This window comes from Mycobacterium sp. IDUB_9 (genome assembly GCF_055419505.1).
Genome location: NZ_JBVAXU010000001.1, coordinates 109,331 through 132,573, shown reverse-complemented (window position 1 = coordinate 132,573; position 23,243 = coordinate 109,331). Strand labels below are relative to the sequence as shown.

Sequence of the window (23,243 nt, the reverse complement as noted above, 5' to 3'; positions counted from 1 at the left end):
GGCATGCTGAAGTCCGTCAGTGTTGCCGTCCTGTTCGCTGCCCCTGTTGTTGCGCTGAGCGCCTGCAGCCCTCCCGGTCAGGTGCCCTCCGACACGCCCGGTACCACCCCGGCGATCTGGACTGGATCGCCTTCGCCCTCGGCCGCTCCCGGTGAGCACGGCAGCGGGCACGGTGCTCAGGGCACCACCGGCGGCGAGACCTTGACCGCAGAGCTCAAGACCGCCGACGGCACGGCCGTGGCAACCGCCGACTTCCAGTTCGCGGACGGCTTCGCGACCGTGACCGTCGAGACCACCACCCCGGGCAAGCTGGCTCCGGGATTCCACGGTCTGCACATCCACTCCGTCGGCAAGTGCGAAGCCAACTCGGTGGCCCCCACCGGCGGTGCGCCCGGTGACTTCAACTCCGCCGGTGGCCATTTCCAGGTGTCCGGACACAGCGGTCATCCCTCCAGCGGTGACCTGAGCTCGCTGCAGATCCGCGCAGACGGCTCGGGCAAGCTGGTGACCACCACCGACGCGTTCACCGCCGAGGATCTGTTGGCCGGCACCAAGACCGCGATCATGATCCACGAGAAGGCGGACAACTTCGCCAACATTCCGCCGGAGAAGTACCAGCAGGTCGTCGGCGGCGCTCCCGGCCCCGATCAGGCGACCATTGCCACCGGCGACGCCGGAAGCCGGGTGGCGTGCGGTGTTATCGGCGCAGGCTGACAGCCGCATCGATTTCGCCGGGTCGCCCCGGCCCACCGTCGGTGTCGAGTGGGAGTTCGCTCTCGTCGACGCCGACACTCGTGACCTGAGCAACGGCGCCGCAGAGGTGATCGCCGAAGTCGGTGAGACCCCGCACGTGCACAAGGAGTTACTGCGCAACACCATTGAGATTGTCACCGGAATCTGTGACAACACCGGTGAGGCGATGGATGACCTGCGCGCCACTCTGGGCCCCGTGCGCAAGATCGTGCACGACCGCGGCATGGAGTTGTTCTGCGCGGGCACCCACCCGTTCGCGAAATGGTCGGCGCAACAGCTGACCGATGCGCCGCGGTACGCCGAGCTGATCAAGCGCACCCAGTGGTGGGGCCGGCAGATGCTGATCTGGGGTGTGCACGTGCACGTCGGGATCTCGTCGGCGCACAAGGTGATGCCGATCATCTCCTCATTGCTCAATCAGTACCCGCATCTGCTGGCGCTCTCGGCGTCCTCACCGTTCTGGGACGGCGAGGACACCGGATACGCGAGCAACCGCGCGATGATGTTTCAGCAGCTGCCCACAGCGGGCCTGCCCTTCCAGTTCCAGGCCTGGTCCGAGTTCGAGGGCTTCGTCCACGATCAGAAGAAGACCGGCATCATCGACCACCTCAACGAGATTCGTTGGGACATCAGGCCCTCGCCGCATCTGGGCACCATCGAGGTGCGGATCTTCGACGGCGTGTCGAACGTACGTGAGCTCGGCGCGCTGGTCGCGCTGACCCACTGCCTGATCGTCGACCTCGACCGCAGGCTCGACGCGGGTGAACAGTTGCCGACCATGCCGCCGTGGCATGTGCAGGAGAACAAGTGGCGTGCCGCCCGCTACGGCCTGGACGCGGTGATCATCCTCGACGCCGACAGCAATGAGCGGCTGGTCACCGAAGACCTCGACGAACTGCTGAATCACCTTGAGCCGGTTGCCAAGTCGCTGGGATGCTCCGACGAGCTCGCCTCGGTGACCGATATCTACCGCGGCGGCGGCTCCTATCAACGGCAGCGTCGCGTGGCCGAAGAGAATGACGGCGACCTGCGCGAAGTCGTTGACGCCCTGGTGAGCGAACTCCAACTGTGAGGATGAGGGTTATGCGGCGGATCGTGGCGGGGATTGTGGTGGCGGGGTTTGCCCTTTCGGGCTGCAGCACCGTCACGGCCGGAACGCCCATGGCCGATCCCGATCAGACCGGGATCTCCACTCCCACGACCACCAAGCGCAGGCCCAGTAGTACGGCGGCGCCGTCGACCCCGGCTTTCCCGCCTCCGGGGACCAGTGGAAAAGCCGGCACCCCGCCGCCCAACGGGATGTCGACCACGTGTCGCGAGTACTCGTCGATGGACGAGGCCGGCCAGCTCGGCATGGTCGAGCTACTGGTGAAGAACGGCTACGCGGGAATGAAGAAGAATCCGTACATCTGGACGTCGTTCATCGGAGCCATGTGCGTTCTGGGCGACCGGGATGCCACCGTGGTCGATGCGATCAACAAAAAGGTGCCGGGCTGACATCCCTGGGATGAATTGCCTTGTAGTGCACTGAGATATAAGGCCAGGCCTGCATCGCGGTGACGCCGTCGAGTCCACGGATGCTCTCGTCGAGCACGTTGAGCAGATCCTCGTCACGGGCGGTCACCACCTCGGCCAGGACATCCCAACGCCCCGCGGTCAGCGCCACATACGACACCGTCTCCACGCGCGTCAGCGCTTCGGCGACCTTCTGCGCGCCGGCCCGGCCGTCGGTGCGGATCGCCACCCAGCTGCTGTGGCGATAGCCGAGGCGCAGCGGGTTGGCGATGCACATCACCCGGGCCGCGCCCGTATCCACCATCCGGCCGTAGCGCGAACGGATCGTGGTCTCGGATAAGCCCAGCGCTGAAGCGAAGTCGCGGAAAGCGGCACGGCCGTCGACGGCGAGCCGGGCAAGGATCGCTCGGTCGATGTCATCGAGCGGACGCGGCCGCACCGCACCTCCGGTCAGCGCACCGGACAGCCGGGCCTGCTGATAGTGCAGCCGCAGGTAGGGGAGCACCTCCACCGAGCGCACCCCCGGCAGCGTCGCGATCCGTCCGAAGGCCACATCGTGCAGTTCCCGGGCGTCGGTGCAGACCAGCTCCAGTACCACTCCGTACGGACCCGTCGTGGCCGTCACGTAATCCGCTTCGGGCAAGTGGGCGAGCTCCGCTGCGAGCTCGACCGGTGTACGCAATCCATCGACGGTCAGCATGGCCAGACCCAGCGCGCCGAACCCCAGGACGGCCGGATCGGTGACGGCGGCGATGGTCATGTACCCCTCGCCCAACAATCGCGAAACACGGCGGCGCGCAGTCTTTTCCGTGATGCCTGCCCGACGGCTCAACTCTGCGTAGGGAAGGCGGCCGTCGGCCTGCAGCAGTTCGATCAACTGGCGGTCGACCGCGTCGAGGTCGGTGTAGCCAGGATCAGAGAGCAGCGTGCGGGCTATCTCAAGCTCCGCTGATGGTGGCATCACCCGAGGCTACCGGCTCGTGCTCATTGACCAAACCGGAGGCGAGGACGATTCTGACCCCATGACAGTCTCACCGATGTTTCCCCTCGAAGTGGCGATGCTGCCCGGTCAGGAACTGCCACTGCGGATCTTCGAACCGCGCTATGTGGCCATGGTGAACGACTGTATGGCCATGTCGGAACCGTCTTTCGGGGTGGTTCTGATCTCGGCCGGTCGCGAGGTGGGCGGCGGTGACCGTCGGTGCGACGTCGGGGCGTTGGCCAACATCGTCGACTGCCAGGAGATCGGGGTCGGCAAATACCGGCTGCTGTGTGTGATGGGTGAGCGAATTCGGGTGCAGCGCTGGCTCGACGACGATCCGTATCCCCGCGCCGAGATCGAACTCTGGCCCGATGAACCGGGCGACCCGGTGGACACCGCCCGCATCAGCGACGTCGAAGACCGGATGGTGGCGCTGCTCGACCGGATCGGTGAGGCCCGTGGCACGCCGATCCGCAGCCGCGAGATCGTGGAATCCGCCGGCGTCGACCCGGGGAACCGCTTGTACGCCTTGGCTGCTCGGCTACCCATGGGGCAGGCCGACCGCTATTCACTGTTGGCCGCGCCGTCGGATGCCGCCCGTGTGGAGGTGCTCAGCGAGGCCGTGGATTCCGTCACCGCGATGGTGGAGTTCCAGCTCTCGGACTGACCGCGTAATACTCAGAGTATGGCTTCTGTGCTGACAACCTCGGACGGCACCGATCTGGCGTTGGAGACGACAGGAACCGGAGCTCCGGTCGTCTTCGTGCACGGGTCCAACGGCGGCCTGGATTCCTGGGCCGACATTGGTCGACGCCTGACCGGTCACCAGGTCGTGCGGTATGCGCGCCGAAACCACCCACCGAGCGCAGTTGGTACGCCGCCCAACAGTTTCGTGGTGGAGGCCGCGGATCTGGAGTGCGTGCTGAGGTCGGTCACCGATGCGTCCGGAACGGGCGCGCACGTCGTCGGCGGATCCTTCGGGGCGACAGTCGCCCTTCACGCCGCGGTCGCCGACTCCGGACGCATCGCTTCCCTGGCGCTGTTCGAGCCGCCCCTGTTGTTGTTGTCCGGTGCGCACCTGTTGCCGGTCCTGGGCCGCTACCGGCGGCTGTGCACGGAAGCCCGTTATCCGGAGGCGCTGGAGCTTTTCGCCCGCGAGGTCGCCTGCGTTCCTTCTGAACTGGTGGAGGCGGCCTCGTTCGACGTCGAAAGCGAAGAAACAGGCCGGATCACCACGCTGTCTGCTGGTGCAGACCTGGAAGCGATGGCCCATGACGGACGTGACGTCGACCGGTGGGCGGCCGTCACCGTGCCGGTGTTGCTCATGCAGGGCGGCCTGAGTTGGCCGCCTCTGCCGGAAGGAATGGACCGCCTGGCGGCGGTACTCCCACACGCTGAGCGAGTCGTTTGGTCTGACCAGTCCCACTTCGCCACCGCCATGGTGCCCGAACGTATTGCCGAGGAGCTTCAGAGCTTCTTTGCCACCGTGTGACGCGTCGCGTCGGGTCAGGTTCAGAAGTGCTGTGCGGGTTGTTGTGGCGAACGTGCAGGCTTTCACCCAGATTTGCAAATTTCGCGGACAACACGCTGCACGCTCGTCACAGGGGCCGGCGTCGGACATACCCGACACATCCCCATGGCCGACCGCTATTCGGGAACGAAGTCTGCGCTTTCGAGCCGCTCCAGCGCGCGGCCGTCGGTTAGTTCCATTCGGCGCTCCGGATGCCGCCAATAGTGGCGCACCATCCAATACAGGGCCGCGCCGCCGGGCGCGTAGATATTCGCGTTTTCGACGACGACCGGCCGATCGTCCCTACGGATGAGGCAGATCGGCCGGCGCGAGTTGCGGTGCGGTGGGACGTCGGTGATATCGATGATGCCGTCCCAGGATTCACTGTGTGAGCGTGAGCCGTCGACATAGGTGACCCCGTCCGGGCCGAGACGCAGGCTTGCCGCTCGGCCCTTCACGAGGAACCACACGATACCGATCACCGTGCCGATGAGGAGCACTGTCATGATCGTGGTGGCGTCCCCCGGGTTGTTCGGGTCCATGAACGGCAGGTCGTCTCGCTCCTGCGCACAGACGAGGTAGAGCACCGAGGTGTACAGGAAGCTGATCGCGGTGATCCCCACAAACCACTGCACCGCGGGGTTGGCCCGAAGTGTGGTTCCGGCGTCCGTCGATACCCCGCGTAGCCTGGTCGTCCCGATGAAGCCGAGGGTGCTGCCCAGTAGCAGGCTCCAGACGGTGACGGCGAAACCGGCGGCGACCGTGGCGTAGACATCGTCGTCGCGCTCCAGTGCGCTGAGCGTGATGGCGACGCAGTAGACACCCATCCCGCCGATCATCACGAACGCCATGACGATCAGGGCTGTCCGGTTCTTCCAATTCTCCGGCTGCCGAAGCCCCGTCACCGCGAATATGGCTCGGTCAGAATGCCTTCGACGAATTCGGTGGCCATGGTGCCCTCGGTGGTGTCGGCGGGCAGCGAACGGTGGTAGCGCGCCATCAGATCGTCGGCAGGTAGCGCCGACACATCCCAGCAGCGTTCGCCGAGCCAATCGGGGACGTAGGCGCGGTCCTCGATGAACCACAGTTGCTCGGGATCGGGCATGTCGTCGCCGGCTTCGGCTGCCTCGGCGCGCATCTTCTCGATGCTCTCACGGCGGCGTGCCAGGTGATCTTCGGAGAAGAACCCGGCGCTGAACGCCTCGACCCCGATCCGGCTGTCCCGCGCGGAAAGTTCGGTGATGCGCTCGAACAGCAGGTCCTGTGCATCGGCGGGCAGGTAGGGCAGTAGCCCCTCGACGGACCATGCCGTGGGCTGGGTGGCGTCGAAACCCGCGTCCTGCAAGGCCTTCGGCCAATCCTGACGCAGATCGACCGGGACCGCGACATGCAGGGCCTTCGGCGTCGCCCGATGCGCAGCCAGGACGTTCTCCTTGAACTGCAGTACCTGCGGCTGGTCGATCTCGAACACCACGCTGTCGTGGATCCACGGCAACCGCCAGGCACGGGCATCCAGGCCGGCGGCCAGGATCACCGCCTGACGGATACCGGCTGCGCCTGCGGCGACAAAGAACTCGTCGAACCATTTGGTCCGCGAAGCGGCGTAATTGCCGATGGCGCGGATCCGCTGGGCCATCGCGCCGGTGGGCGGACGCCAGCCCCGCGCGGCCGCGGCATCGAGAAACATCCGTGCATACGGATCGGTGAACAACGGGGATTCCGCCGCGGTCTCGTTGGCGCGGGCCATCGCCACCCCGAGCGCGGTGGCACCCACGCTCTCGGTGATATCCCAGCTGTCGTCGTCAGTTCTGGCCATCGCCACCAGTCTCCCCGAACTCGGCCATCTCGTCGCGGGTCAGCAGATCATCGCGGATGTTCTGCTCGCGATAAGCCAGCTGTCCGACCCGGTTGGCGACCACCGGTGCGGTGATCAAGGTGAACAACCCGGTGAGGATCACCATGCCGATATCGGCGTGCCCGCGCAGGCGGATCGCCGCACCCGCCAGCACCAGCAGCAGACCTAGTACCTGCGGCTTGGTGGCGGCGTGCATGCGCGACAACGTGTCGGGAAATCGGACCACGCCGATCGCTGCGGTCAACGCCAGCGTGGACCCGCTCAGAATCAGCACCGCGGTGATGATGTCGAGAATGTTCATCGTTGCTCCCGCCGTGACCGCAGGCCCGGCCGCCGATCGTCGGTGTCGGGCACGCGGAACCGGGCGACGCTCACCGAGCCGACGAAGCTGATCAATGCCAGCGCCGTCAGGCTGTAGGTGACCGTGGTGTCCAGACTGAACGCCGCCCACGTGCCGATACCGCACATCGTCACCGCGATCAGGGTGTCCAGGGACACCAGCCGGTCCAGGGTGCTCGGCCCGGCCAGCACCCGGAACATGGTGATCGTGGCGGCCGCGGTCAACATGACTGCGGCAATGATCCAGACAATGGTCATGCGCGCCCCGCCTCCTGTTCAGGTGACGGCCGCCAGTCGCTCTCCCGCTCGAAGGCCGCGACCAGCAACCGCTGGACCTGCTCGACCTGACGGTAGAACCGCTGCACGGTGGCCTCCGAGCCGACGTCGATGAGGTGAACGTAGAGGATGCGGCGGGCCTGGTCGATCTCCAGCACGATCGATCCGGGGATCAGGTTGAAGATGTTGACCGCCAGGGCCAGCACCAGATCCGATTTCAGCGCGGGCAGGTTCGCGCGCAGCACGGCGACCAACGGCGGCGGGCCCGGCCGGATCGCCATCCAAGCCACCTGGAACGACGACAGCACCAGGTAATAGCCCACCAGCACAACGAGTTTCAACAGCGACAGTGGATGTAGCTTGCCTTCGACGGGCACCGAAGGCAACGGCAGCAGCACCATGATGACCGCCGCAATGATCAGCCCGCTCGCCACATTGGCGACCGTGACATGGCCCCACAACAGAACCCAGACCAGCATCAGGAAGCACAACAGCCAGATGCGCAACGCGAGGTGTCTCATGCTCATGGGTGCGCCGTACCTCCCAGGACCGCCGAGACGTACTGCCCACGGTCGAGCACCTCGGCCGCCGAGCGTTCGGTATAGGCGAAGATCGGTGCGGCCGCAACGGTCAGCGCCAATCCCACGGCGATCAATGCGGCCGTCGGCACCAGCATGCCCGCGGGCATCCGTCCCACGCTGTCGCGGTCGGCGAACTCGATGTCCTCGATGTCGTCGAGCAGCACCGCGGGCGCCGCCCCGGCCAGGTGCCCCTCGGGAGCGTCGGCCCGCGCCCGCCAGAACGCCTTCGTCCAGACCCGCGCCACCACGTACAGCGTCAGCAGGCTGGTGACCACGCCGCCGGCGACCAGCGTCCACGCCAGCGCCGACCCGTTCTCGGCGCCTGCCTCCATCAGCGCCACCTTCCCGATGAAGCCCGAGAACGGCGGGATACCACCCAGATTGAGGGCGGGGACGACGAACACGAACGCCAGAACCGGGCTGGCCGCGGCCAGCCCGCCGAGCCGGTTCAAGGTGGATGCCCCGGCCTGCCGCTCGATCAGTCCGACCACCAGGAACAGCGTGGTCTGCACGACGATGTGGTGGGCGACGTAATAGATCGCACCGGACATGCCCAGTTGGTTGCCCAGCGCCACACCGAACACCATGTAGCCGATGTGGCTGACCAAGGTGAACGACAGCAACCGCTTGATGTCGCTCTGCGCGATGGCGCCCAGGATGCCGATGACCATCGTGAGCAGCCCGGCCACCAGTAGCACCGCGTCGAGGCTGCCGCCGGGGAACAACAACGCATGGGCCCGGATGATCGCGTACACACCGACTTTCGTCAGCAACCCGGCGAACACCGCGGTCACGGGCGCCGGCGCCGTCGGGTACGAGTCGGGCAGCCACGTCGACAGCGGGAACACCGCCGCCTTGATGCCGAACGCCACCAGCAGCACCGAGAACAGTGCGTTGCGGGTACCGGCGGGCACATCGTCGAGGCGCACGGCGAGCTCCGCCAGGTTCAGCGTGCCGGTGGCGGCATACACCAGGGCGATGCCGATCAGGAAGATCAGCGACGACACCATCGACACCATCACATACGAGATGCCGGCCCGGACCCGTTCCTCACTGGCGCCGATGGTCAGCAGCACGAAGCTCGCGGACAGCAGCACCTCGAAACCCACGAACAGGTTGAACAGGTCGCCGGCCAGGAACGCCGTGCAGACGCCGGCCGAGAGCACCAGGTAGGTCGGCATGAAGATCGACACGGGCTGGCGTTCGTCGCCGTCGCGGATACCCTGCCCGATGGCGTAGGCGACCACCGCCAGCAGCACGATCGACGACACCACCAGCATCAGGGCCGAGAGCCGGTCGACCACGAGAGTGATGCCCAGCGGCCCCATGCCCGGCACGGTCTGCCCCCAACCGCCGACGTGCAGCACCAGGGTGCCGTCGCGGTCGGCGAGGTAGAGCAGCGCCGCGCACACCGCGACCACGGCCGTCAACGCGACCTGCGTGATGATCCGCTGCAACTGCGGACGACGCCCGGCGACGAGCGTGAGTGCCGCTGCCAGTGCCGGGATCAGCACCGGCAGCGGGATCAACGCCTGGGCCGTCATTTCGAACCCTCGAACCCGGGCAGCGCGTCGAGCTCGTCGGGCGCATCGGTGTCGCGGAGGGTGTCGATCTGGGGGATCTCCTCGTGTGTTTCCTCCGCATCCGCCCGCTGCGAGACGCGGGTGTCCTCGGGGTCGTTGCTGACCTCTTCGACCGTGGTCAACCGGTAGGACCGGTACGCCAGCGCCAGGACGAAGGCCGCGATGCCCATACTGATGACGATCGCCGTCAAGATCATGCCCTGTGCCAGCGGATCCGCCGTGGTGGTGGCGCCGTCGCTGGTGCGTCCGCGGATCGGCGGATTGCCGCCTGCCCCGCCGACGGTCAGGATCAGCAGGTTGACCGCATTGCCGACGAGCAACAGGCCCAACAACATTCGGGTCAGGTTGCGCTCGAGCAGTAGGTACACCCCGGCGCTGGTCAGTCCGCCGATGAGGATCAACGGAATCAGGACGGTTGTCATCGCGCCACCGCCTTCGAGGTTGCGGGGGCAGCGGCGGTTTCCACGTCCACCCGTGCACCGAGACTGCGCAGCACGTCGAGCACCAGGCCGACCACGATGAGATACACACCGAGGTCGAAGAACAGCGCGGTCACCAGCTTCACGTGGCCGAACACCGGAATGTCGAACTGCAGCACCGCCGAGGACAGCGCGGGCGCGCCCAGCAGGATCGAGGTGACGGCCGTCCCGGCCGACAGCCCCAGCCCGGTGCCCAGGATCTTGCCCGCATCCAACGGAAGCGTTTCGCCGAGCTCATAGCGTCCGCCGGCCAGATATCGCAGCACCAGCGCCAGCCCTGCGGTGAGCCCGCCGGCGAAGCCGCCGCCGGGGGTGTTGTGCCCGGCGAAGAAGAAGTAGGCCGACAAAACCATGATGAGCGGGAAGATCACCCTGGTGGCCACTTCCAGCACCAGCGACCGGTACCGCGGATCACGCATTTCTGAACCGCGAAGCCAGGTGATATCGCCGATGGCCGGAGTGTAGGCGCCGACCGGTCCGATGTCGGGCTGCCCGGCGGCCGTACTGACCCGCGGGGCGGCGCCGAACCGGCGGTGCCGGAACACCAGTGAAGCCACGCCGGTCGCGGCGACGAGCAGCACCATGACCTCGCCCATCGTGTCCCAGGCCCGGATGTCGACCAGCAGCACGTTGACGGTGTTGGCGCCCTGCCCGCGGTAGTAGGCGGCATCCGGCAACAGCTCGGCGATACCGGCCCCGGTGCGGGCGGCCATCGCGTAGACCGCCAGAGACGTGACGGCGGCGCCGACCGCCAGGGCCAGCAGAGCCCGCGGAATTCGGTGACTGTTGATGTTTGCGGCATCGGCCTCGGCCGGAAGTGTCCGCAGCACCAGCACGAAGATCACCAAAACCAGTGTCTCGACCAGGAATTGGGTCAGCGCCAGATCGGGTGCGCCGTGGAAGGCGAAGATCGCGCCGCACCCGTAGCCCGTCACACCGACGAGCAGCACCGCGGCCAGACGGTTGCGCATCACGATCGCGCCCAACGCAGCGGCCAGCATCAGCAACCCGACCACCACGACCAGTGGCGAGTCCCACAGCGCGAAATCCGGATGGTCGCGAGGGCCGAGAACCAGCGTCGCGACGGGCAAACCCACCAGCGTGCACAGGATCACCGATTGCGTGGCCGGCAGCGAACCGCGCTGCGTCGACCCCGTCAGCCGCAGCGAAAGTACGTCCAGGCCACGGATCGTCGCGTCGTAAATGCGGTCGGCGTTGCCCAGCGGTTGGTAGGTCAGCTGCGCCCGGGGCAACCTGTTCCGCCCGAAGAACACGGCGGTACCGACGGCCAGCACGATGACCGAGAGCAGGAGCGGGAGGCCGAGCCCGTGCCACAGTGCCAGGTGGTAGCCCGAGCCGCCCGGCATGGTGTTGGCGTACTCGTCGAGCACTGCGTCCATTCCGGCGGGCCACAACCCGAAGACCAGGCCGGCGATGGCGAGCAGCGCGGGTGCGGTCAGGAAAGTGGCTGAGGGACGGCGCATTTCGGCAACCCGGGTGCTGGGTTCCGGCGCTCCCTTGGCGGCGAATGCGCCCCACATGAACCGGAGGCTGTAGATGGTGGTGAACACCGAGCCGATCACGATGCAGGCCAACACATATGGCGCGGCGGAGCCCAGAGCGGGGCTGTGCGCCACCGTCTCCAAGTCGGCTTCCTTGGCGACGAACCCGAAGAACGGGGGCAGGGCCGCCATGCTCGCGGTGGCCCCGATGGCGATGGCGAACAACGGTCTGTGGCGGCGTCCCAGCCCGGCCAGCCGGCGGATGTCGCGGGTCCCGGTGGCGTGGTCGATCACGCCGACCACCATGAACAACGCCGCCTTGAACATCGCGTGCGCGCACAGCATGGCCAGCCCGGCCAGCATCATGTCGCTGCCACCCGCGCCGACCATCACGGTGATCAGACCCAACTGGCTCACCGTGCCGAACGCCAGGATCAGTTTCAGGTCATATTCACGGACCGCACGCCAGCCGGCCAGCAGCATGGTCAGCAGCCCCAGGCCCACCACCATGGGACGCCAGAACGACGTTTCGGCAAACCCGGGCGTCATCCGGGCCACCAGGTAGACCCCGGCCTTCACCATGGCCGCGGCGTGCAGATAGGCGCTCACCGGGGTGGGGGCGGCCATGGCACCGGGCAACCAGAAGTGCAGTGGCACGATGGCCGATTTCGACAGCGCGCCGACGAGGATCAGCGCCACCCCGACCGCGGCGGCCGTCCCGCCGGGCGGCGCCGCGATCAACTCCGACAGCAGGTAGGTGCCGGCCATGTTGCCCAGCACGACGATGCCGACCAGCATGGCCAGGCCGCCGAACGTGGTCACCAACAGCGCCTGGGTGGCGGCCCGCCGACTGGTGGCCCGCTCGGCGTAGTGGCCGACCAGCAGGAACGACAGCACCGTCGTGGTTTCCCAGAAAATGTAGAGAACCAGCATGTTGTCGCTGATCACCAGGCCGAACATGGCGCCGGAGAACGCCACCAACTCGGCCGCGAAGCTGGGCAGGCGTTTCTCGATCTTTCCGTCGTGGTGATGGAAGTACTCGCCGCAGTAGAACAGGACCAGCGCCCCGATGGCTAGGACCAGCACGCTCATGATCGCCGCGAGGGAGTCGAAGCGCAGCGTGATGTTCATCGACAGCCCGTCCACCCACGGGATGTTCAGGGTGGGGACACGCTCAGCGTTGGGCCAGTTCAGGGCCACCCAAACCAGCGAGCCCAACGGGACGAGTGCCAGCGGATAGAACGCCATCCGTCCCCATCTGGCCACCAGAAGTGGCGCCAGCGCGGTGGCGACCGCGTGGGCGAGCAGAACGGCGAGCATGGCACTCCGATCGGGTTGGGGTCGGGGTGTCGGCTACCGATGAGCGCTTGTCGCGAAGAGCATCGGCATGGGTGGCTATGGCTTTTCCCGCATTCTACGTGGGCCGTTGTGGCTACCATCAGCCTGCAGAGTCACCAACGCGCTACGGAGGTGAATCTGTTGGCAACCAAAGGTGTTCTGGTGGTCGGCGCCGGGCCGACGGGTTTGATGCTGGCCTGTGAGCTCGCGCTCGGCGGGGCGGCGGTCACGGTGGTCGATGAACGGGACTCGACGCCCAACATCACCCGGGCCTTCGCGGTGCACGCGCGAACGCTCGAACTGCTCGACGGCCGAGGACTGGTCGATGAGTTGCTGAGCCGGGGAGTCGAGGTGCACGAAGTGGCACCGCCCGGCGGAGCCACGCTGGATCTGCGGGAGCTGCCGACCCGGTTCGGCATGGTGCTGATCGTTCCGCAGAGCGGCACCGAACACGTACTGGAGGAGCGGGCGGCGCAGTTGGGCGTCACGGTGCGCCGCGGTGCTCGGGTGGTGGGGCTGCGCCAGGACGGCGACGGGGTGAGCGTGGAGTTGGCGGGCGGGGAGAGCCTGAGCGCCGACTACGTGGTCGGCTGCGACGGGGCCCACAGCACGGTCCGACGACTGGTCGGGATCGACTTCGCCGGCAAACAGTACGAAACGCACATCCTGCTCGCCGACGTGCGGTTGGCGTCACCTCCCGAGGAAACGCTGTTCGCCCGGACCGGCACGGAAGGGGTGGTGCTGTTCGTGCCTTTCGGCGACGGTTGGTTCCGCGCCATCGGGTGGGACCGGCTGAGGGAACAGGCGCCGCTGGACGAACCGGTGACGTTGGAGGAGATGCGGGAGGCGTTTCGACGCATCGCGGGGGATGACTTCGGTATGAGTGAGATGCGGTGGAGTTCGCGGTTCCTCAGCGAGCGCCGCCAGGCCCGCCACTACCGTTCGGGGCGCGTGTTCCTCGCGGGCGACGCCGCGCATGTGCATTCGCCGCTCGGCGGGCAGGGCATGAACACCGGGCTCGGCGACGCGTTCAATCTGGGCTGGAAGCTGGCTTTGGCGGTGCGAGGGCATGCGTCGTCGTGGCTGCTGGACAGCTATGAACGCGAGCGCCATCCAGTGGGTGCCGCGGTGCTGCGGTTGACCGATACGTTCAACCAGATCGTCCTGAGTTCGGCCGCGACGCGTCGGCTGCGCGTGCTCGTGTTGGGGACGGTATTACGCATTCCGCGCGCCCGACGCTTTGTGGCCGAGCGGCTCAGCGGCATCGGCATCGCGTATCCGCGGTCGAAGGACGAAGACTGGCTCGTGGGTCGCCGCATGGCCGACGTGAACTGTGGCGGGCCCAGGCTGTACGAGCTTTTGCGCGGCGAGAAGTTCGTACTCGTCACCGCTGCTCCGGTGGATGTCGGTGACGCGGATGTGGTGCAGGCGATCGACAATCGGCCCGAGTTGCCCGACGCGGTGCTGATCCGGCCCGACGGCTATGTGGCCTGGGCCAGTGAGCGGCTGCCGGACGCGGCGGAGGTGCGTGCGGCTATCACGCACTGGACGTCGGCCGCCGGCTGACCGCGTTACGTGACGGGGATGGAGTGCGCCTGGGCGTGTGCCCATACCGGAATGGCATGTGACGCAACGCCGATGCCCCAGCCCATGATCGGCCAGACCGGCCAGAAGTACCAGCCGCCACCGCCGAGTCCGACGGCAAGCCAGATGCCGAGCATCAGCAGGGCGCCGGCAAGGTAGGCGGCCAGGTGGATCGTGACGCTCATCCGGGCGGCCCGCTGCTGGGCGGCGTGACGTCGGGGATCGTGACGTCGTAGCCGGCTGAGGGGGAGGTCGGCGACGAGCCGGTGCAGTTGGTCGGCGGTCTGCGCCTGGAACGTGGACTGCAACCGATCTTCGTACTCGGGCATCGTGAGGTAGCCCTGGGTGAGGGCCTGACCGAGGTCATTCGCGGTCCGTGCGCGCTCCCGGTCGCCGGCCCGGGCTGTTTCAACGGTGTGTAGGGCGGTGTCGGCCATCTCAACTCCCGTGAATCTAGTCAGTGACAAGTTGAACTATGCCACTGTAACTAGTCACCGTCAAGATATTGGCCGGATGGCTTCCTGCTCGGCCAGCTCGCGCAAGGTGAGCAGCTGTTTACGCATCATCACCACGTCGCCCAGTGCCAGCGCCCGGCCGGTGATCGCCGGACCACCGAAGCGCACCCGCACGTGCAGGCGGCTGCCTTCCGCGTGGCCCCGAACTGCGTAGGTGACGGTGACCTTCCCGGATTGCAGCGTCACGTGCTCGTCGTCGACGAACGAGTGCAGGGTGAAGATCTGCATGAAGCGTTGGCCGACTTCGAGGCGGGACAGTTCCGGGTCACGCGTTCGTGGACTGCGTCGACCGAAATTGTCCAGCAGGTCGTAGCTGTAGGGCGCGACGCGCAGCTGGCACAGCCAGCCGAACACGGTCGCAGGCGGTGCGTGGATGGTGATCGCGCGGTCCGCGGAGACTTTGGCGCCGGGGGACAGCGCGTCGCACGGAAGGGGGGTGGCGCGTTCGCCTTCGGTCGCGCCCCAGTTCAGGATCACGCCGCGAGGCCTGGCCGCGGACGCAGTTGCCCCGCAATGCGTTTGAGCGCATGGCGCACCGCCACCACGTGGGCTCCGGAGCCGATCACCAGGGTGCGGTAGATCTTTCCGTGGATGCCCGGGAAGGCTGCCCAGGTTTGTGACCGCACCTGGGTGCAGTGCGGACCGAGCTCGTCCAGCTCGAAGACCCACTTGTAGATCGAGAAGGGATGACGCCCCTTGAGGATCAGGCGTTGACGCGGCGTGCACTCGCCGATGGCGAACCCGAACGGGGCGCGCGGCTCGGCAGGATCGCTACACATCGTGCGCAGGACGGCGGCCCATGTCGTGGCCGCATCCGCATCGAGGGTTATGGCATGCTCATCAATATAGGGTAAACATTCCATATAGAAGGACTGTACTAGATCATGGCGCCTCCGCGGAAGCATGAAACCGACGCGATTTTGGATGCGACCCGGGCGTTGGTGCTCGCCGAAGGGCCCAGGGCCGCAAGCGTTGCGGCGATTGCCAAGGTCAGCGGGGCGCCGGCGGGCACGCTGTATCACCGGTTCGGTAACCGAAACGGTGTGCTGACCGCGGCCTGGCTGCGGGCGCTGGAACGGTTTCAGTCCCGCGCGATGGCGGCGTCCGGGGGAGACGCGGTGGAGGCCGCGGTGGCGATGGGTGTCGCTGCCGTCGTCTTCGCCCGTGACGTTCCCGACGACGCCCGGTTGCTGCTGACCATCCGGCCCAGCGACCTGCTCGACGGCGCCCCCGATGCGGAGTTCACCGCGACGCTGGCAGCGATGAACACGCCACTCATCGAGCGGTTGCGCGAGTTGGCGCGCGGTATCTACGGCGCCGACGACGCCCGCACGATGGACGCCATGTCGCGGGCCGTCGTCGATCTGCCCTATGCGATGGTGCGACGCCACGCCAACGATGCTGCCCTGCCGGCCTGGATGGAGGAAGACCTGGCCGACGCGATTCGGAAGTTGTTGACCGTGAAGTGAATCGGTTCAGCGTCGATCTGTGGGTATGGTCAGGCGTATGGATTCTGAGTCCAGTGGCTCACGGGTGGTCGCAGCCAGTCGTGAGATCTCCGCACCGGCAGAGTTCATCTTCGAGCTCATCGCCGACCCGGCCCAACAGCCCCGCTGGGACGGCAACGAGAACCTGGCGCAGGCCGCGTCCGGGCAGCGGGTGCGTGCGGTCGGGGACGTGTTCGTCCTGACGATCAAGCAGGGCGGTGACCGCGAGAACCACATCGTGGAGTTCGAAGAAGGCCGGCGTATCGCCTGGCGGCCGTCGGAGGTCGGCAAGGAGCCACCCGGCCACCTCTGGCGCTGGGAGTTGCAACCGTTGGGCGACAACCGAACTCTGGTCACCCATACCTACGACTGGTCCCAGCTGACCGACGAGAAGCGGCTGGTTCGTGCCCGCGCGACCACTGCGGACAAGCTGCAGGCCTCGATCGACCGAATGGCGGCGCTCGCAGAAACATAGGGGGCGCCGGGCGGTCTCACTGCCGAAGCAGTCTCGATAGCCACCTCAATAGGCCCGGCTCGGCGAGTGGTGTCGTGGTGCCCGCCTGTCAGCGACAATCGAGCGACAATCGCCACATGCATCACGGTGACAACTCAGGTCACGAGTCCATTCATTACTCGGGTCACTGACGCCCCATTCGCCTCGTACGCAACGGAATTCGACTTGTCCAGCTACCAGCGACAGTGTCGCTGGTAGCTGGACACCGGACGGATGGGGTGGCAGAGGTCTCAGTGGTACAAGGGCCGGATGTGGCGAGCAGTGGTGGGAACGGTGTTGCGGAGGTGATTCAGGAGGCGATTGTCGCTCGATTGTCGCGCGCAGGTGGGCAGCTCGAGTAGTGCCCTCGGAGCCGTGGTCGATGGGACAGGTGTGGCTCCTGGCCGCCGGGCCGGCCGGCGGCCAGGCGTGGAACCCAGCATCAGCCGAAAAATCTCAGCGCCCGGCCGCGAACTCCCGCAAGGACGCCACCTGGGATGCATCCAGAGACGGCCGGACGGTCTCCCGGGCTTTGGCGACATCGGCCGCGGTGACGTCGGCCGCATCGATCGACCGGCGCATCGCCGTCAAGGCTGCCTCCCGCAGCAGCGCCACACAGTCGGCCGCACTGTAGCCGTCCAACTCGGAGGCGAGGGCGTCGAGATCGACGTCGGCGGCCAGGGGAATGGATTTGCCGCTGGTACGCAGGATTTCGCGACGTGCGTCGGCATCGGGCGGTTCGACGAACACGAGCCGCTCCAACCGGCCCGGCCGCAGCAGCGCGGGGTCGATGAGGTCGGGACGGTTGGTCGCGCCCAGCACCACCACGTCGCGCATCGGCTCGATGCCGTCGAGTTCGGTCAGCAACGCGGCCACCACGCGGTCGGTCACGCCGGAATCGAAGCTCTGCCCGCGTCGCGGAGCCAGCGCATCGATCTCATCGAGAAACACCAGTGACGGTGCCGAATCCCTGGCCCGCGCGAACAGTTCGCGCACGGCCTTCTCCGAAGAACCGACCCATTTGTCCATCAGCTCAGCACCTTTGACCGCGTGCACGGAGAGCTTCCCCGAGCTGGCCAACGCCCGCACCACGAAGGTCTTGCCACAACCGGGCGGACCGTACAGCAGCACACCACGTGGGGGCTCCACGCCGAGGCGCTGGAATGTGTCCGGATGCTGCAGCGGCCACAACACCGCCTCGGTGAGCGCCTGTTTGGTCTCGACCATGTCGCCGACATCGTCGAGCGTGACGGAGCCGACCGACACCTCCTCGGACGCGGACCGCGACAACGGCCGGATCACGGTCAGCGCCCCGGTCAGATCCTCCTGCCACAGCACCGGCTCGTTGCCTTCGGCGCTGGCTCGCGAGGCTGCCCGCAGAGCGCCCTCACGGACCAGGGCGGCCAGATCGGCGACCACGAAACCCGGTGTACGGTCGGCAATTTCGCCGAGGCTCAGCTCGGCGGACGGAACGCCACGCAGCAGCACCTCCAGCAGTGCCTTGCGGGTGGCGGCATCGGGCAGGGTCAGGGCAAGCTCGCGGTCGCACAGATCCGGTGCCCGCAGCCGGGGATCCACCCCGATGGGCACCGCCGACGTCGCGACGAACGCCACGCCCCGGGTGGCGACGGCCTCACGCAGTTCACCGATGATCAGGGCGGCGACCGGCTCGGGAGCCCGGTCGGTGGCGGCGGCCGGCAGCAGCGCGTCGACATCGGAGATCAGCAGCACCCCACCGCCGTCGCGCACGGTAGCGACCGCGTCGGACACCCGGCCGAACCGGTCATCGGCGGCCAGTGCCCCCACTTCCGGGCCGTCGAGCTCCACCAACCTCCGTTCGGCACACACGGTCCGCACCATGGTGGCCTTGCCCACACCGGCGGGGCCGGATACCAGGACGCCGAGATTCGGTGTGGCACCCAGAGTTTCGAGAAGCTGAGGTTCATCGAGTGACAGCTTGAGCCATTCGGTGAGCTTGCCGGCCTGGGTATGGGAACCCTTGAGATCGTCGAAGCTGACGGCAGGCTCGGCGCGTGCGGGGCTGATCGTGTGCGCGCCGGTGGAATCCGACGGCCCCGGCCCGGCACCCTCGAGGCCCGACCCCCACGACACCACCGAATTCGGTTGAATGCTCACAGGTCCGGCCGGATCGGCCCCGGTCACCGTCAGCAGTTCCGAGGTCCAGGTGATGCCCACCGACGAGCCCAGCGCCGCGGTGGCCGCCGACGTCGAGGTACCCGGCCCCAGATCGCGGGGCAGCAACGACACCGTGTCGCCGACCGTCATGACCTTGCCCAGCAGCGCCTGGCGCAGCGTCGCCGACGAGATCGAATCGGTCGCCAGCTTGGACCCGGTCACCGTGACCGCCCGGGCGCCGTACACCGTCACCGGCGACACGATCACTATGGCGTTCTCCCGCACCCCGGCGTTGGACAACGTCACGTCATCGAGCAGGGCGGTACCGGTCGGGGTACCGCCAGGGGCCAGGCCGACGACGGCCGCAGTGGTACGGGATCCGGTCAGTGACACCGCGTCCCACTCGCGGATCCCGAGCGCGGCGATCGCCTCCGGATGCAGCCGAACCACCCCACGACGTGAGTCGAGTGCGGCGGTGTTCAGCCGTGCGGTCAGGCGCAGATGCCCGAGCGGTTGATCTTCCTCGGCCTCGAGCTGCGACATGTCAGCGCCCCGGCTTCCGCAGCCCCAGTCGTGCCATCGACCGCCGGTGCGGCTGGGCCCGCCGAATCGCACGGCGGGCGGCGCGCCGTTGCTGCGGCTTGTCGTCCCATGATTCGGGGTGGCTGGCCACCCACTTCTTGGTGCGTATCGCGAACGGGATGTGGATCACGTAGGCCACGATGATCACCATGATCACGATGTAGCCGTAGAACACCGACGCCGCTACCCCGATGGCGACCAAGGCCAGCAAGGGCGCCACCATGTTCGGCGGAACTGCGAACGTGTGGATCTTGCGCATCGGGATCCGGCTGACCACCAGGAGCGAGACGCCGATCATCCAGATCGACACCGCCCACTCGCTGGTCCACCAACCTTCGCCGAACTGCATCTTGGCAGCCAGTAGACCGATCGCGCCGATGGCACCCGCAGGGGCGGGCATGCCGACGAAATACTCCTTCTCGTACGCCGGCTGATCCACGTCGAGCAGCGCGTTGAAGCGGGCGAGCCGCAACACGATGCACACCGCGTACAGCAGCACCACGATCCACCCGATGCGCGAATGCGAAAGCATGGTGCCGTAGATGATGAGCGCCGGTGCCACACCGAAATTCACCGCATCGGCGAGCGAATCGATCTCCTCGCCCATCTTGGAGGTGGCGTTGAGCATCCGGGCCACCCGGCCGTCCAGCGCATCGAGGATCGCCGCGACCGCCAGAAACGCCATCGCCTCGGTGGGCCGGTTGTCGAGCGCCATCTTGATCGCCGACAGGCCCAGGCAGATGGCCGCCACCGTCATCGCACTCGGCAGCATCCGCACGGAGAACGGCGGCGGCTTCATGCGGCCCTTGATCAACGACGGGGGCCTCATGCGCGGCTTGATCATGGCAACTCCGCCAGGACGGTTTCTCCGGCCAGCGTCCGCTGACCCCGAGTGACAAGCAATTTCGAACCAGCAGGAAGGTAGGTGTCCAGCCGGGAGCCGTACCGGATCAGGCCGTAGGTCTCACCGATGGCGAGTTTGTCGCCGACACGGGCGTCGCACACGATGCGCCGGGCGATCAGACCGGCGATCTGCACCGCGATCACCTCGGTGCCCTCGGGGGTGCGGATGACGACGCTGTTGCGTTCGTTGTCCTCACTGGCGGCTTCGAGTTCGGCCGAGTGGAAACGCCCGGGACGGTGCTGCACGGCGACCACGTCACCGCCGATCGGGGCGCGCTGCACGTGCGCGTCGAGCACCGACAGGAAGATGCTGACCCGAGGGAGCGGAATGGCGGGCAAGCCCAACTCGGCAGGTGGGACGACATCCTCGATCAGGCACACCAGCCCGTCGGCGGGGGCGACCACCACGCCCGGCCGGGTCGGCGCCACCCGGGGCGGGTGGCGGAAGAACGCGGCGTTCGCGCCGGCGGCCAGCAGGCCGGCCCGGCGTACCCAGCGGTGCTTACGGCCCAGGGCCGCCACGGCGAGGCTGGCGCCGACGAACGGTAATCCCGCCGAGTGCATCGGCGGAACACTGGATCGCACCAGCGCCACAAGGCGTTCTGGTCCGGACTGCTGGAGATCGGGGCGTCTGGCCATCGGGAGGATTCTACGTGCGGGGGGTGTCGGAATTGCTAGGTCAGGTCCCACACGGGAACCGTCGTCCCGGCCGAGAGTTCGGTGATGTCCTCGGCGATCTCGAGCAGACAGTTCGCCGAAGCGAGCCAGCGCAGATGATGCGAGGCCGGCGGACCGTAGCTGCTGACCGAGTCCCCGGTCAGCACACCCCGCCGGAACTGCCGTTTTCCGGGCGGTGACGTCAGATCCTCGGTCAGCTGCGCGGTGCGCCGCGGCCGGTCCGGCGCGGCATGGCCCATCGCGGCACGCAGCGGCGAGCGGACGAACACCTCGAAAGAAACCAGCGCGCTGACCGGGTTGCCCGGCAGCGTGATGATCGGCACGCCGTTCACGGTGCCCGCACCCTGCGGCATGCCGGGCTGCATCGCGACCTTGACGAACTCCACCTGATCCGACAGGGAGTCTTTGACCACCTCGTAGGCGCCCGCGCTGACCCCGCCGGTGGTGATGATCAGATCTACGGAGTCGTTGGAGCGGGTGTGTTGGGCCAGCGCGGCGCGGAAGGCGTCGACGTCGTCCGCGGACATCGGCGCGATGGTGGCCTGAGCGCCGGCATCGCGGACTGCGGCGGCCAGCATCACCGCATTCGACTCGTAGATCTGTCCCGGCTGCAGCTCGGTGCCCGGTGCCACGAGCTCGGTGCCGGTGGACATCACCATGACGCGCTGCGGCGGTAACACGGGCAGCGTGGCCAGCCCCAGCGCCGCGGCCAGCCCGAGCGCGGCCGGGGTGATCACCTGACCGGCGCGCAGTACGGCGGTGCCCGCGGTGACGTCCTCGCCGGCGCGGCGGATGTGCTGACCCTCCCGAGCGGCCGCGCGGATCGTCACGGTGTCCGTCGCGCCGTCGGTGGCCTCGACCGGAACCACCCCGGTGGCACCCGCCGGCAGCGGCGCCCCGGTCATGATGCGATGGGCGGTCCCGGGCCGCAGCGTCAGCGGGTCGGTGCGGCCGGCCGGGATGTCCTCGGCCACCGGCAACCGAACGGGGGTGTCCTCGGTGGCAGCGGCGACATCGTCGGCGACAACGGCGTAGCCGTCCATCGCGGAGTTGTCGAAGCCGGGCAGTGACAGCGGGGCAACCACATCGGCGGCCAACATCAGACCCAGAGTGTCGTTCAGCGGAAGCTCTTGTGGTGCACGGGCTTTGATCAGCCCGGCAACCACCTTCTGGTGCTCGTCGACGGTCCGCATGATCACACCGGGAAGCTGACGCCGGTGAGCTCCTCGGACACGGTCCAGAGCCGGCGCTGCAGCTCTTCGTCATGGGACTGCTTGCTGGAGGTCACCAGCTTCGGATTGCCGACCATCTCACGGAAACCGGACGGGCCGTAGTACTGGCCGCCACGGACATCGAGAGCGGTGGCGGCCCGCAACGTGGCCAGCGCACCCTTGGCCGGGCTGTTGGTGAACAGGCCCGCGATCTGGTTGTAGCCGGGCAGGCCGGTTCCCGGGATGTGGCGCATGAGTTCGGTGTTCGACAGGCCGGGGTGGGCGGCCACCGCGATGGTGGGCTCGTTCTTGGCGGCCAGACGGCGCTGCAACTCGTAGGTGAACAGCAGGTTCGACAGCTTGGACTGGCCGTAGGCGGCGACACGGTTGTAGCTGCGCTCCCACTGCAGGTCATCGAAATGGATGGCGGCCTGGATGCGGTGCGCGACACTGGCGACCGCGACCACGCGCGAGCCGTCCACCGGCAGCAGGTGCTCCAGCAGCAGGCCGGTCAGTGCGAACGCTCCCAGATGGTTGGTGCCGAACTGCAGCTCGAAGCCGTCGACGGTGGTCTGCTTGGGCGGGTACATCACTCCGGCGTTGTTGATCAGCAGATCTATCCGCGGATAGGCAGCCTTGAGTTCGTCGGCCGCGGTACGGACCGAGTCCAGCGAGCCCACGTCCAACTGCTGCAGCTTGAGGTCCGACTTGGGCACCGCGGCGGTGATCCGCTCGACGGCCTGACGGCCCTTGTCCAGATTGCGTACCGCGACGACGACATGCGCGCCCCGGGCAGCAAGCACACGGGCGGTCTCATAGCCCAACCCGGTGTTGGACCCGGTGACGATCGCGATCCGGCCGGACTGATCGGGGACATCGGCCTCGGTCCACTTGGAGTTTGCGCTCATTGCTCGAACTCTACGGGGGCGCCGCCGTACCTC

Annotated in this window: 25 protein-coding genes; 8 read left to right on the top strand and 17 right to left on the bottom strand. The window is 67.4% G+C overall.

From position 1 onward, the window contains the following. The first annotated feature begins 3 nt into the window (after window positions 1-3). Genes sodC through ACZY08_RS00720 form a run of 3 tightly spaced genes read left to right on the top strand, consistent with a single transcriptional unit; the run spans window position 4 to window position 2,250 of the window. Window positions 4-714, top strand: a complete 711-nt coding sequence (gene sodC, locus ACZY08_RS00730; protein ID WP_463742706.1) for a superoxide dismutase[Cu-Zn] — start codon at window positions 4-6, stop codon at window positions 712-714. After that, a complete protein-coding gene (locus ACZY08_RS00725) occupies window positions 695-1,825 on the top strand; it encodes a glutamate--cysteine ligase (RefSeq protein ID WP_463742705.1) in 1,131 nt (376 codons plus the stop codon). Before sodC ends, ACZY08_RS00725 begins: the two co-directional genes overlap by 20 nt. An 11-nt stretch (window positions 1,826-1,836) precedes the next feature. Continuing rightward, entirely contained in the window at window positions 1,837-2,250 is a 414-nt protein-coding gene (locus ACZY08_RS00720; protein ID WP_463742704.1) for a hypothetical protein, read from the top strand. Here ACZY08_RS00720 and ACZY08_RS00715 read toward each other — a convergent pair. Beyond that, window positions 2,228-3,229, bottom strand: a complete 1,002-nt coding sequence (locus tag ACZY08_RS00715; RefSeq protein WP_463742703.1) for an Lrp/AsnC family transcriptional regulator — start codon at window positions 3,227-3,229, stop codon at window positions 2,228-2,230. The genes ACZY08_RS00720 and ACZY08_RS00715 overlap by 23 nt on opposite strands. A 61-nt stretch (window positions 3,230-3,290) precedes the next feature. On the opposite strand from ACZY08_RS00715, the gene ACZY08_RS00710 reads away from it, so the two are divergent. Together ACZY08_RS00710 and ACZY08_RS00705 are read left to right on the top strand one after the other, a co-directional pair. Then, window positions 3,291-3,917: an LON peptidase substrate-binding domain-containing protein gene (locus tag ACZY08_RS00710; protein WP_463742702.1), complete on the top strand. Its 627-nt coding sequence runs from the start codon at window positions 3,291-3,293 to the stop codon at window positions 3,915-3,917. Between the two features lie 18 nt (window positions 3,918-3,935). Then, a complete protein-coding gene (locus ACZY08_RS00705; protein ID WP_463742701.1) occupies window positions 3,936-4,742 on the top strand; it encodes an alpha/beta fold hydrolase in 807 nt (268 codons plus the stop codon). Between the two features lie 155 nt (window positions 4,743-4,897). On the opposite strand, the gene ACZY08_RS00700 is transcribed toward ACZY08_RS00705, so the two are convergent. From ACZY08_RS00700 to ACZY08_RS00665, 8 genes are read right to left on the bottom strand one after another with little or no spacing between them, the layout of a single operon-like run. Then, the gene (locus ACZY08_RS00700; RefSeq protein WP_463742700.1) at window positions 4,898-5,665 is read right to left on the bottom strand and encodes a hypothetical protein; all 768 of its coding nucleotides are present in this window, start codon (window positions 5,663-5,665) and stop codon (window positions 4,898-4,900) included. After that, entirely contained in the window at window positions 5,662-6,576 is a 915-nt protein-coding gene (locus ACZY08_RS00695) for an SAM-dependent methyltransferase (RefSeq protein ID WP_463742699.1), read from the bottom strand. The genes ACZY08_RS00700 and ACZY08_RS00695 overlap by 4 nt, the downstream gene beginning before the upstream one ends. Continuing rightward, window positions 6,563-6,916 (bottom strand): monovalent cation/H(+) antiporter subunit G, encoded by a 354-nt coding sequence (gene mnhG, locus ACZY08_RS00690; RefSeq protein ID WP_463742698.1) that lies wholly within the window; start codon window positions 6,914-6,916, stop codon window positions 6,563-6,565. Before mnhG ends, ACZY08_RS00695 begins: the two co-directional genes overlap by 14 nt. Then, window positions 6,913-7,212: a monovalent cation/H+ antiporter complex subunit F gene (locus tag ACZY08_RS00685; protein ID WP_463742697.1), complete on the bottom strand. Its 300-nt coding sequence runs from the start codon at window positions 7,210-7,212 to the stop codon at window positions 6,913-6,915. The genes mnhG and ACZY08_RS00685 overlap by 4 nt, the downstream gene beginning before the upstream one ends. Beyond that, window positions 7,209-7,751, bottom strand: coding sequence for a Na+/H+ antiporter subunit E (locus tag ACZY08_RS00680; RefSeq protein ID WP_463744095.1), 543 nt, complete (start codon window positions 7,749-7,751; stop codon window positions 7,209-7,211). The genes ACZY08_RS00685 and ACZY08_RS00680 overlap by 4 nt, the downstream gene beginning before the upstream one ends. Window positions 7,752-7,753: 2 nt before the next feature. After that, window positions 7,754-9,355 carry a Na+/H+ antiporter subunit D gene (locus ACZY08_RS00675; protein WP_463742696.1) on the bottom strand — a complete coding sequence of 534 codons (1,602 nt, stop codon included), beginning with the start codon at window positions 9,353-9,355 and terminating at the stop codon, window positions 7,754-7,756. Next, a complete protein-coding gene (locus ACZY08_RS00670; RefSeq protein WP_463742695.1) occupies window positions 9,352-9,816 on the bottom strand; it encodes a Na(+)/H(+) antiporter subunit C in 465 nt (154 codons plus the stop codon). The genes ACZY08_RS00675 and ACZY08_RS00670 overlap by 4 nt, the downstream gene beginning before the upstream one ends. Continuing rightward, window positions 9,813-12,695, bottom strand: coding sequence for a Na+/H+ antiporter subunit A (locus ACZY08_RS00665; RefSeq protein ID WP_463742694.1), 2,883 nt, complete (start codon window positions 12,693-12,695; stop codon window positions 9,813-9,815). The genes ACZY08_RS00670 and ACZY08_RS00665 overlap by 4 nt, the downstream gene beginning before the upstream one ends. Before the next feature lie 150 nt (window positions 12,696-12,845). Between ACZY08_RS00665 and ACZY08_RS00660 the strand changes: the two genes are divergently transcribed. Beyond that, window positions 12,846-14,279: an FAD-dependent oxidoreductase gene (locus ACZY08_RS00660; RefSeq protein ID WP_463744094.1), complete on the top strand. Its 1,434-nt coding sequence runs from the start codon at window positions 12,846-12,848 to the stop codon at window positions 14,277-14,279. Window positions 14,280-14,284: 5 nt separating this feature from the next. On the opposite strand, the gene ACZY08_RS00655 is transcribed toward ACZY08_RS00660, so the two are convergent. The 3 genes from ACZY08_RS00655 to ACZY08_RS00645 are packed head-to-tail and all read right to left on the bottom strand — an operon-like array spanning window position 14,285 to window position 15,675. After that, window positions 14,285-14,734, bottom strand: a complete 450-nt coding sequence (locus ACZY08_RS00655; protein ID WP_463742693.1) for a DUF1707 domain-containing protein — start codon at window positions 14,732-14,734, stop codon at window positions 14,285-14,287. A gap of 60 nt (window positions 14,735-14,794) precedes the next feature. Next, window positions 14,795-15,289: a hypothetical protein gene (locus tag ACZY08_RS00650; protein WP_463742692.1), complete on the bottom strand. Its 495-nt coding sequence runs from the start codon at window positions 15,287-15,289 to the stop codon at window positions 14,795-14,797. Beyond that, the gene (locus ACZY08_RS00645) at window positions 15,286-15,675 is read right to left on the bottom strand and encodes a hypothetical protein (RefSeq protein ID WP_463742691.1); all 390 of its coding nucleotides are present in this window, start codon (window positions 15,673-15,675) and stop codon (window positions 15,286-15,288) included. Before ACZY08_RS00645 ends, ACZY08_RS00650 begins: the two co-directional genes overlap by 4 nt. Before the next feature lie 21 nt (window positions 15,676-15,696). Here ACZY08_RS00645 and ACZY08_RS00640 point away from each other — a divergent pair, with 21 nt between their 5' ends. Both ACZY08_RS00640 and ACZY08_RS00635 read left to right on the top strand, forming a co-directional pair. Further along, on the top strand, window positions 15,697-16,281 hold the full coding sequence (locus tag ACZY08_RS00640) for a TetR/AcrR family transcriptional regulator (RefSeq protein WP_463742690.1): 585 nt from the start codon (window positions 15,697-15,699) through the stop codon (window positions 16,279-16,281). A gap of 37 nt (window positions 16,282-16,318) precedes the next feature. Then, window positions 16,319-16,774, top strand: a complete 456-nt coding sequence (locus ACZY08_RS00635) for an SRPBCC family protein (RefSeq protein ID WP_463742689.1) — start codon at window positions 16,319-16,321, stop codon at window positions 16,772-16,774. 474 nt (window positions 16,775-17,248) lie between these two features. On the opposite strand, the gene ACZY08_RS00630 is transcribed toward ACZY08_RS00635, so the two are convergent. Genes ACZY08_RS00630 through ACZY08_RS00610 form a run of 5 tightly spaced genes read right to left on the bottom strand, consistent with a single transcriptional unit; the run spans window position 17,249 to window position 23,210 of the window. Continuing rightward, window positions 17,249-19,471, bottom strand: coding sequence for an AAA family ATPase (locus ACZY08_RS00630; RefSeq protein WP_463742688.1), 2,223 nt, complete (start codon window positions 19,469-19,471; stop codon window positions 17,249-17,251). A gap of 1 nt (window position 19,472) precedes the next feature. Then, complete coding sequence (pssA, locus tag ACZY08_RS00625) at window positions 19,473-20,354, bottom strand: CDP-diacylglycerol--serine O-phosphatidyltransferase (RefSeq protein ID WP_463742687.1); 882 nt, start codon at window positions 20,352-20,354, stop codon at window positions 19,473-19,475. Next, window positions 20,351-21,052 (bottom strand): phosphatidylserine decarboxylase, encoded by a 702-nt coding sequence (locus ACZY08_RS00620; RefSeq protein WP_463742686.1) that lies wholly within the window; start codon window positions 21,050-21,052, stop codon window positions 20,351-20,353. The genes pssA and ACZY08_RS00620 overlap by 4 nt, the downstream gene beginning before the upstream one ends. Before the next feature lie 35 nt (window positions 21,053-21,087). After that, the gene (gene moeA, locus ACZY08_RS00615) at window positions 21,088-22,284 is read right to left on the bottom strand and encodes a molybdopterin molybdotransferase MoeA (RefSeq protein ID WP_463742685.1); all 1,197 of its coding nucleotides are present in this window, start codon (window positions 22,282-22,284) and stop codon (window positions 21,088-21,090) included. Between the two features lie 2 nt (window positions 22,285-22,286). Then, window positions 22,287-23,210: an SDR family NAD(P)-dependent oxidoreductase gene (locus ACZY08_RS00610; protein ID WP_463742684.1), complete on the bottom strand. Its 924-nt coding sequence runs from the start codon at window positions 23,208-23,210 to the stop codon at window positions 22,287-22,289. Between the last annotated feature and the right edge of the window lie 33 nt (window positions 23,211-23,243).

Coding starts and splice junctions, on each gene's coding strand:
- sodC (WP_463742706.1), top strand. CDS start 4: ATGCTGAAGTCCGTCAGTGTTGCCGTCCTGTTCGCTGCCCCTGTTGTT.
- ACZY08_RS00720 (WP_463742704.1), top strand. CDS start 1,837: ATGCGGCGGATCGTGGCGGGGATTGTGGTGGCGGGGTTTGCCCTTTCG.
- ACZY08_RS00715 (WP_463742703.1), bottom strand. CDS start 3,229: ATGCCACCATCAGCGGAGCTTGAGATAGCCCGCACGCTGCTCTCTGAT.
- ACZY08_RS00710 (WP_463742702.1), top strand. CDS start 3,291: ATGACAGTCTCACCGATGTTTCCCCTCGAAGTGGCGATGCTGCCCGGT.
- ACZY08_RS00705 (WP_463742701.1), top strand. CDS start 3,936: ATGGCTTCTGTGCTGACAACCTCGGACGGCACCGATCTGGCGTTGGAG.
- ACZY08_RS00695 (WP_463742699.1), bottom strand. CDS start 6,576: ATGGCCAGAACTGACGACGACAGCTGGGATATCACCGAGAGCGTGGGT.
- mnhG (WP_463742698.1), bottom strand. CDS start 6,916: ATGAACATTCTCGACATCATCACCGCGGTGCTGATTCTGAGCGGGTCC.
- ACZY08_RS00685 (WP_463742697.1), bottom strand. CDS start 7,212: ATGACCATTGTCTGGATCATTGCCGCAGTCATGTTGACCGCGGCCGCC.
- ACZY08_RS00680 (WP_463744095.1), bottom strand. CDS start 7,751: ATGAGACACCTCGCGTTGCGCATCTGGCTGTTGTGCTTCCTGATGCTG.
- ACZY08_RS00675 (WP_463742696.1), bottom strand. CDS start 9,355: ATGACGGCCCAGGCGTTGATCCCGCTGCCGGTGCTGATCCCGGCACTG.
- ACZY08_RS00670 (WP_463742695.1), bottom strand. CDS start 9,816: ATGACAACCGTCCTGATTCCGTTGATCCTCATCGGCGGACTGACCAGC.
- ACZY08_RS00665 (WP_463742694.1), bottom strand. CDS start 12,695: ATGCTCGCCGTTCTGCTCGCCCACGCGGTCGCCACCGCGCTGGCGCCA.
- ACZY08_RS00655 (WP_463742693.1), bottom strand. CDS start 14,734: ATGGCCGACACCGCCCTACACACCGTTGAAACAGCCCGGGCCGGCGAC.
- ACZY08_RS00645 (WP_463742691.1), bottom strand. CDS start 15,675: ATGGAATGTTTACCCTATATTGATGAGCATGCCATAACCCTCGATGCG.
- ACZY08_RS00640 (WP_463742690.1), top strand. CDS start 15,697: ATGGCGCCTCCGCGGAAGCATGAAACCGACGCGATTTTGGATGCGACC.
- ACZY08_RS00635 (WP_463742689.1), top strand. CDS start 16,319: ATGGATTCTGAGTCCAGTGGCTCACGGGTGGTCGCAGCCAGTCGTGAG.
- ACZY08_RS00630 (WP_463742688.1), bottom strand. CDS start 19,471: ATGTCGCAGCTCGAGGCCGAGGAAGATCAACCGCTCGGGCATCTGCGC.
- pssA (WP_463742687.1), bottom strand. CDS start 20,354: ATGATCAAGCCGCGCATGAGGCCCCCGTCGTTGATCAAGGGCCGCATG.
- ACZY08_RS00620 (WP_463742686.1), bottom strand. CDS start 21,052: ATGGCCAGACGCCCCGATCTCCAGCAGTCCGGACCAGAACGCCTTGTG.
- moeA (WP_463742685.1), bottom strand. CDS start 22,284: ATGCGGACCGTCGACGAGCACCAGAAGGTGGTTGCCGGGCTGATCAAA.
- ACZY08_RS00610 (WP_463742684.1), bottom strand. CDS start 23,210: ATGAGCGCAAACTCCAAGTGGACCGAGGCCGATGTCCCCGATCAGTCC.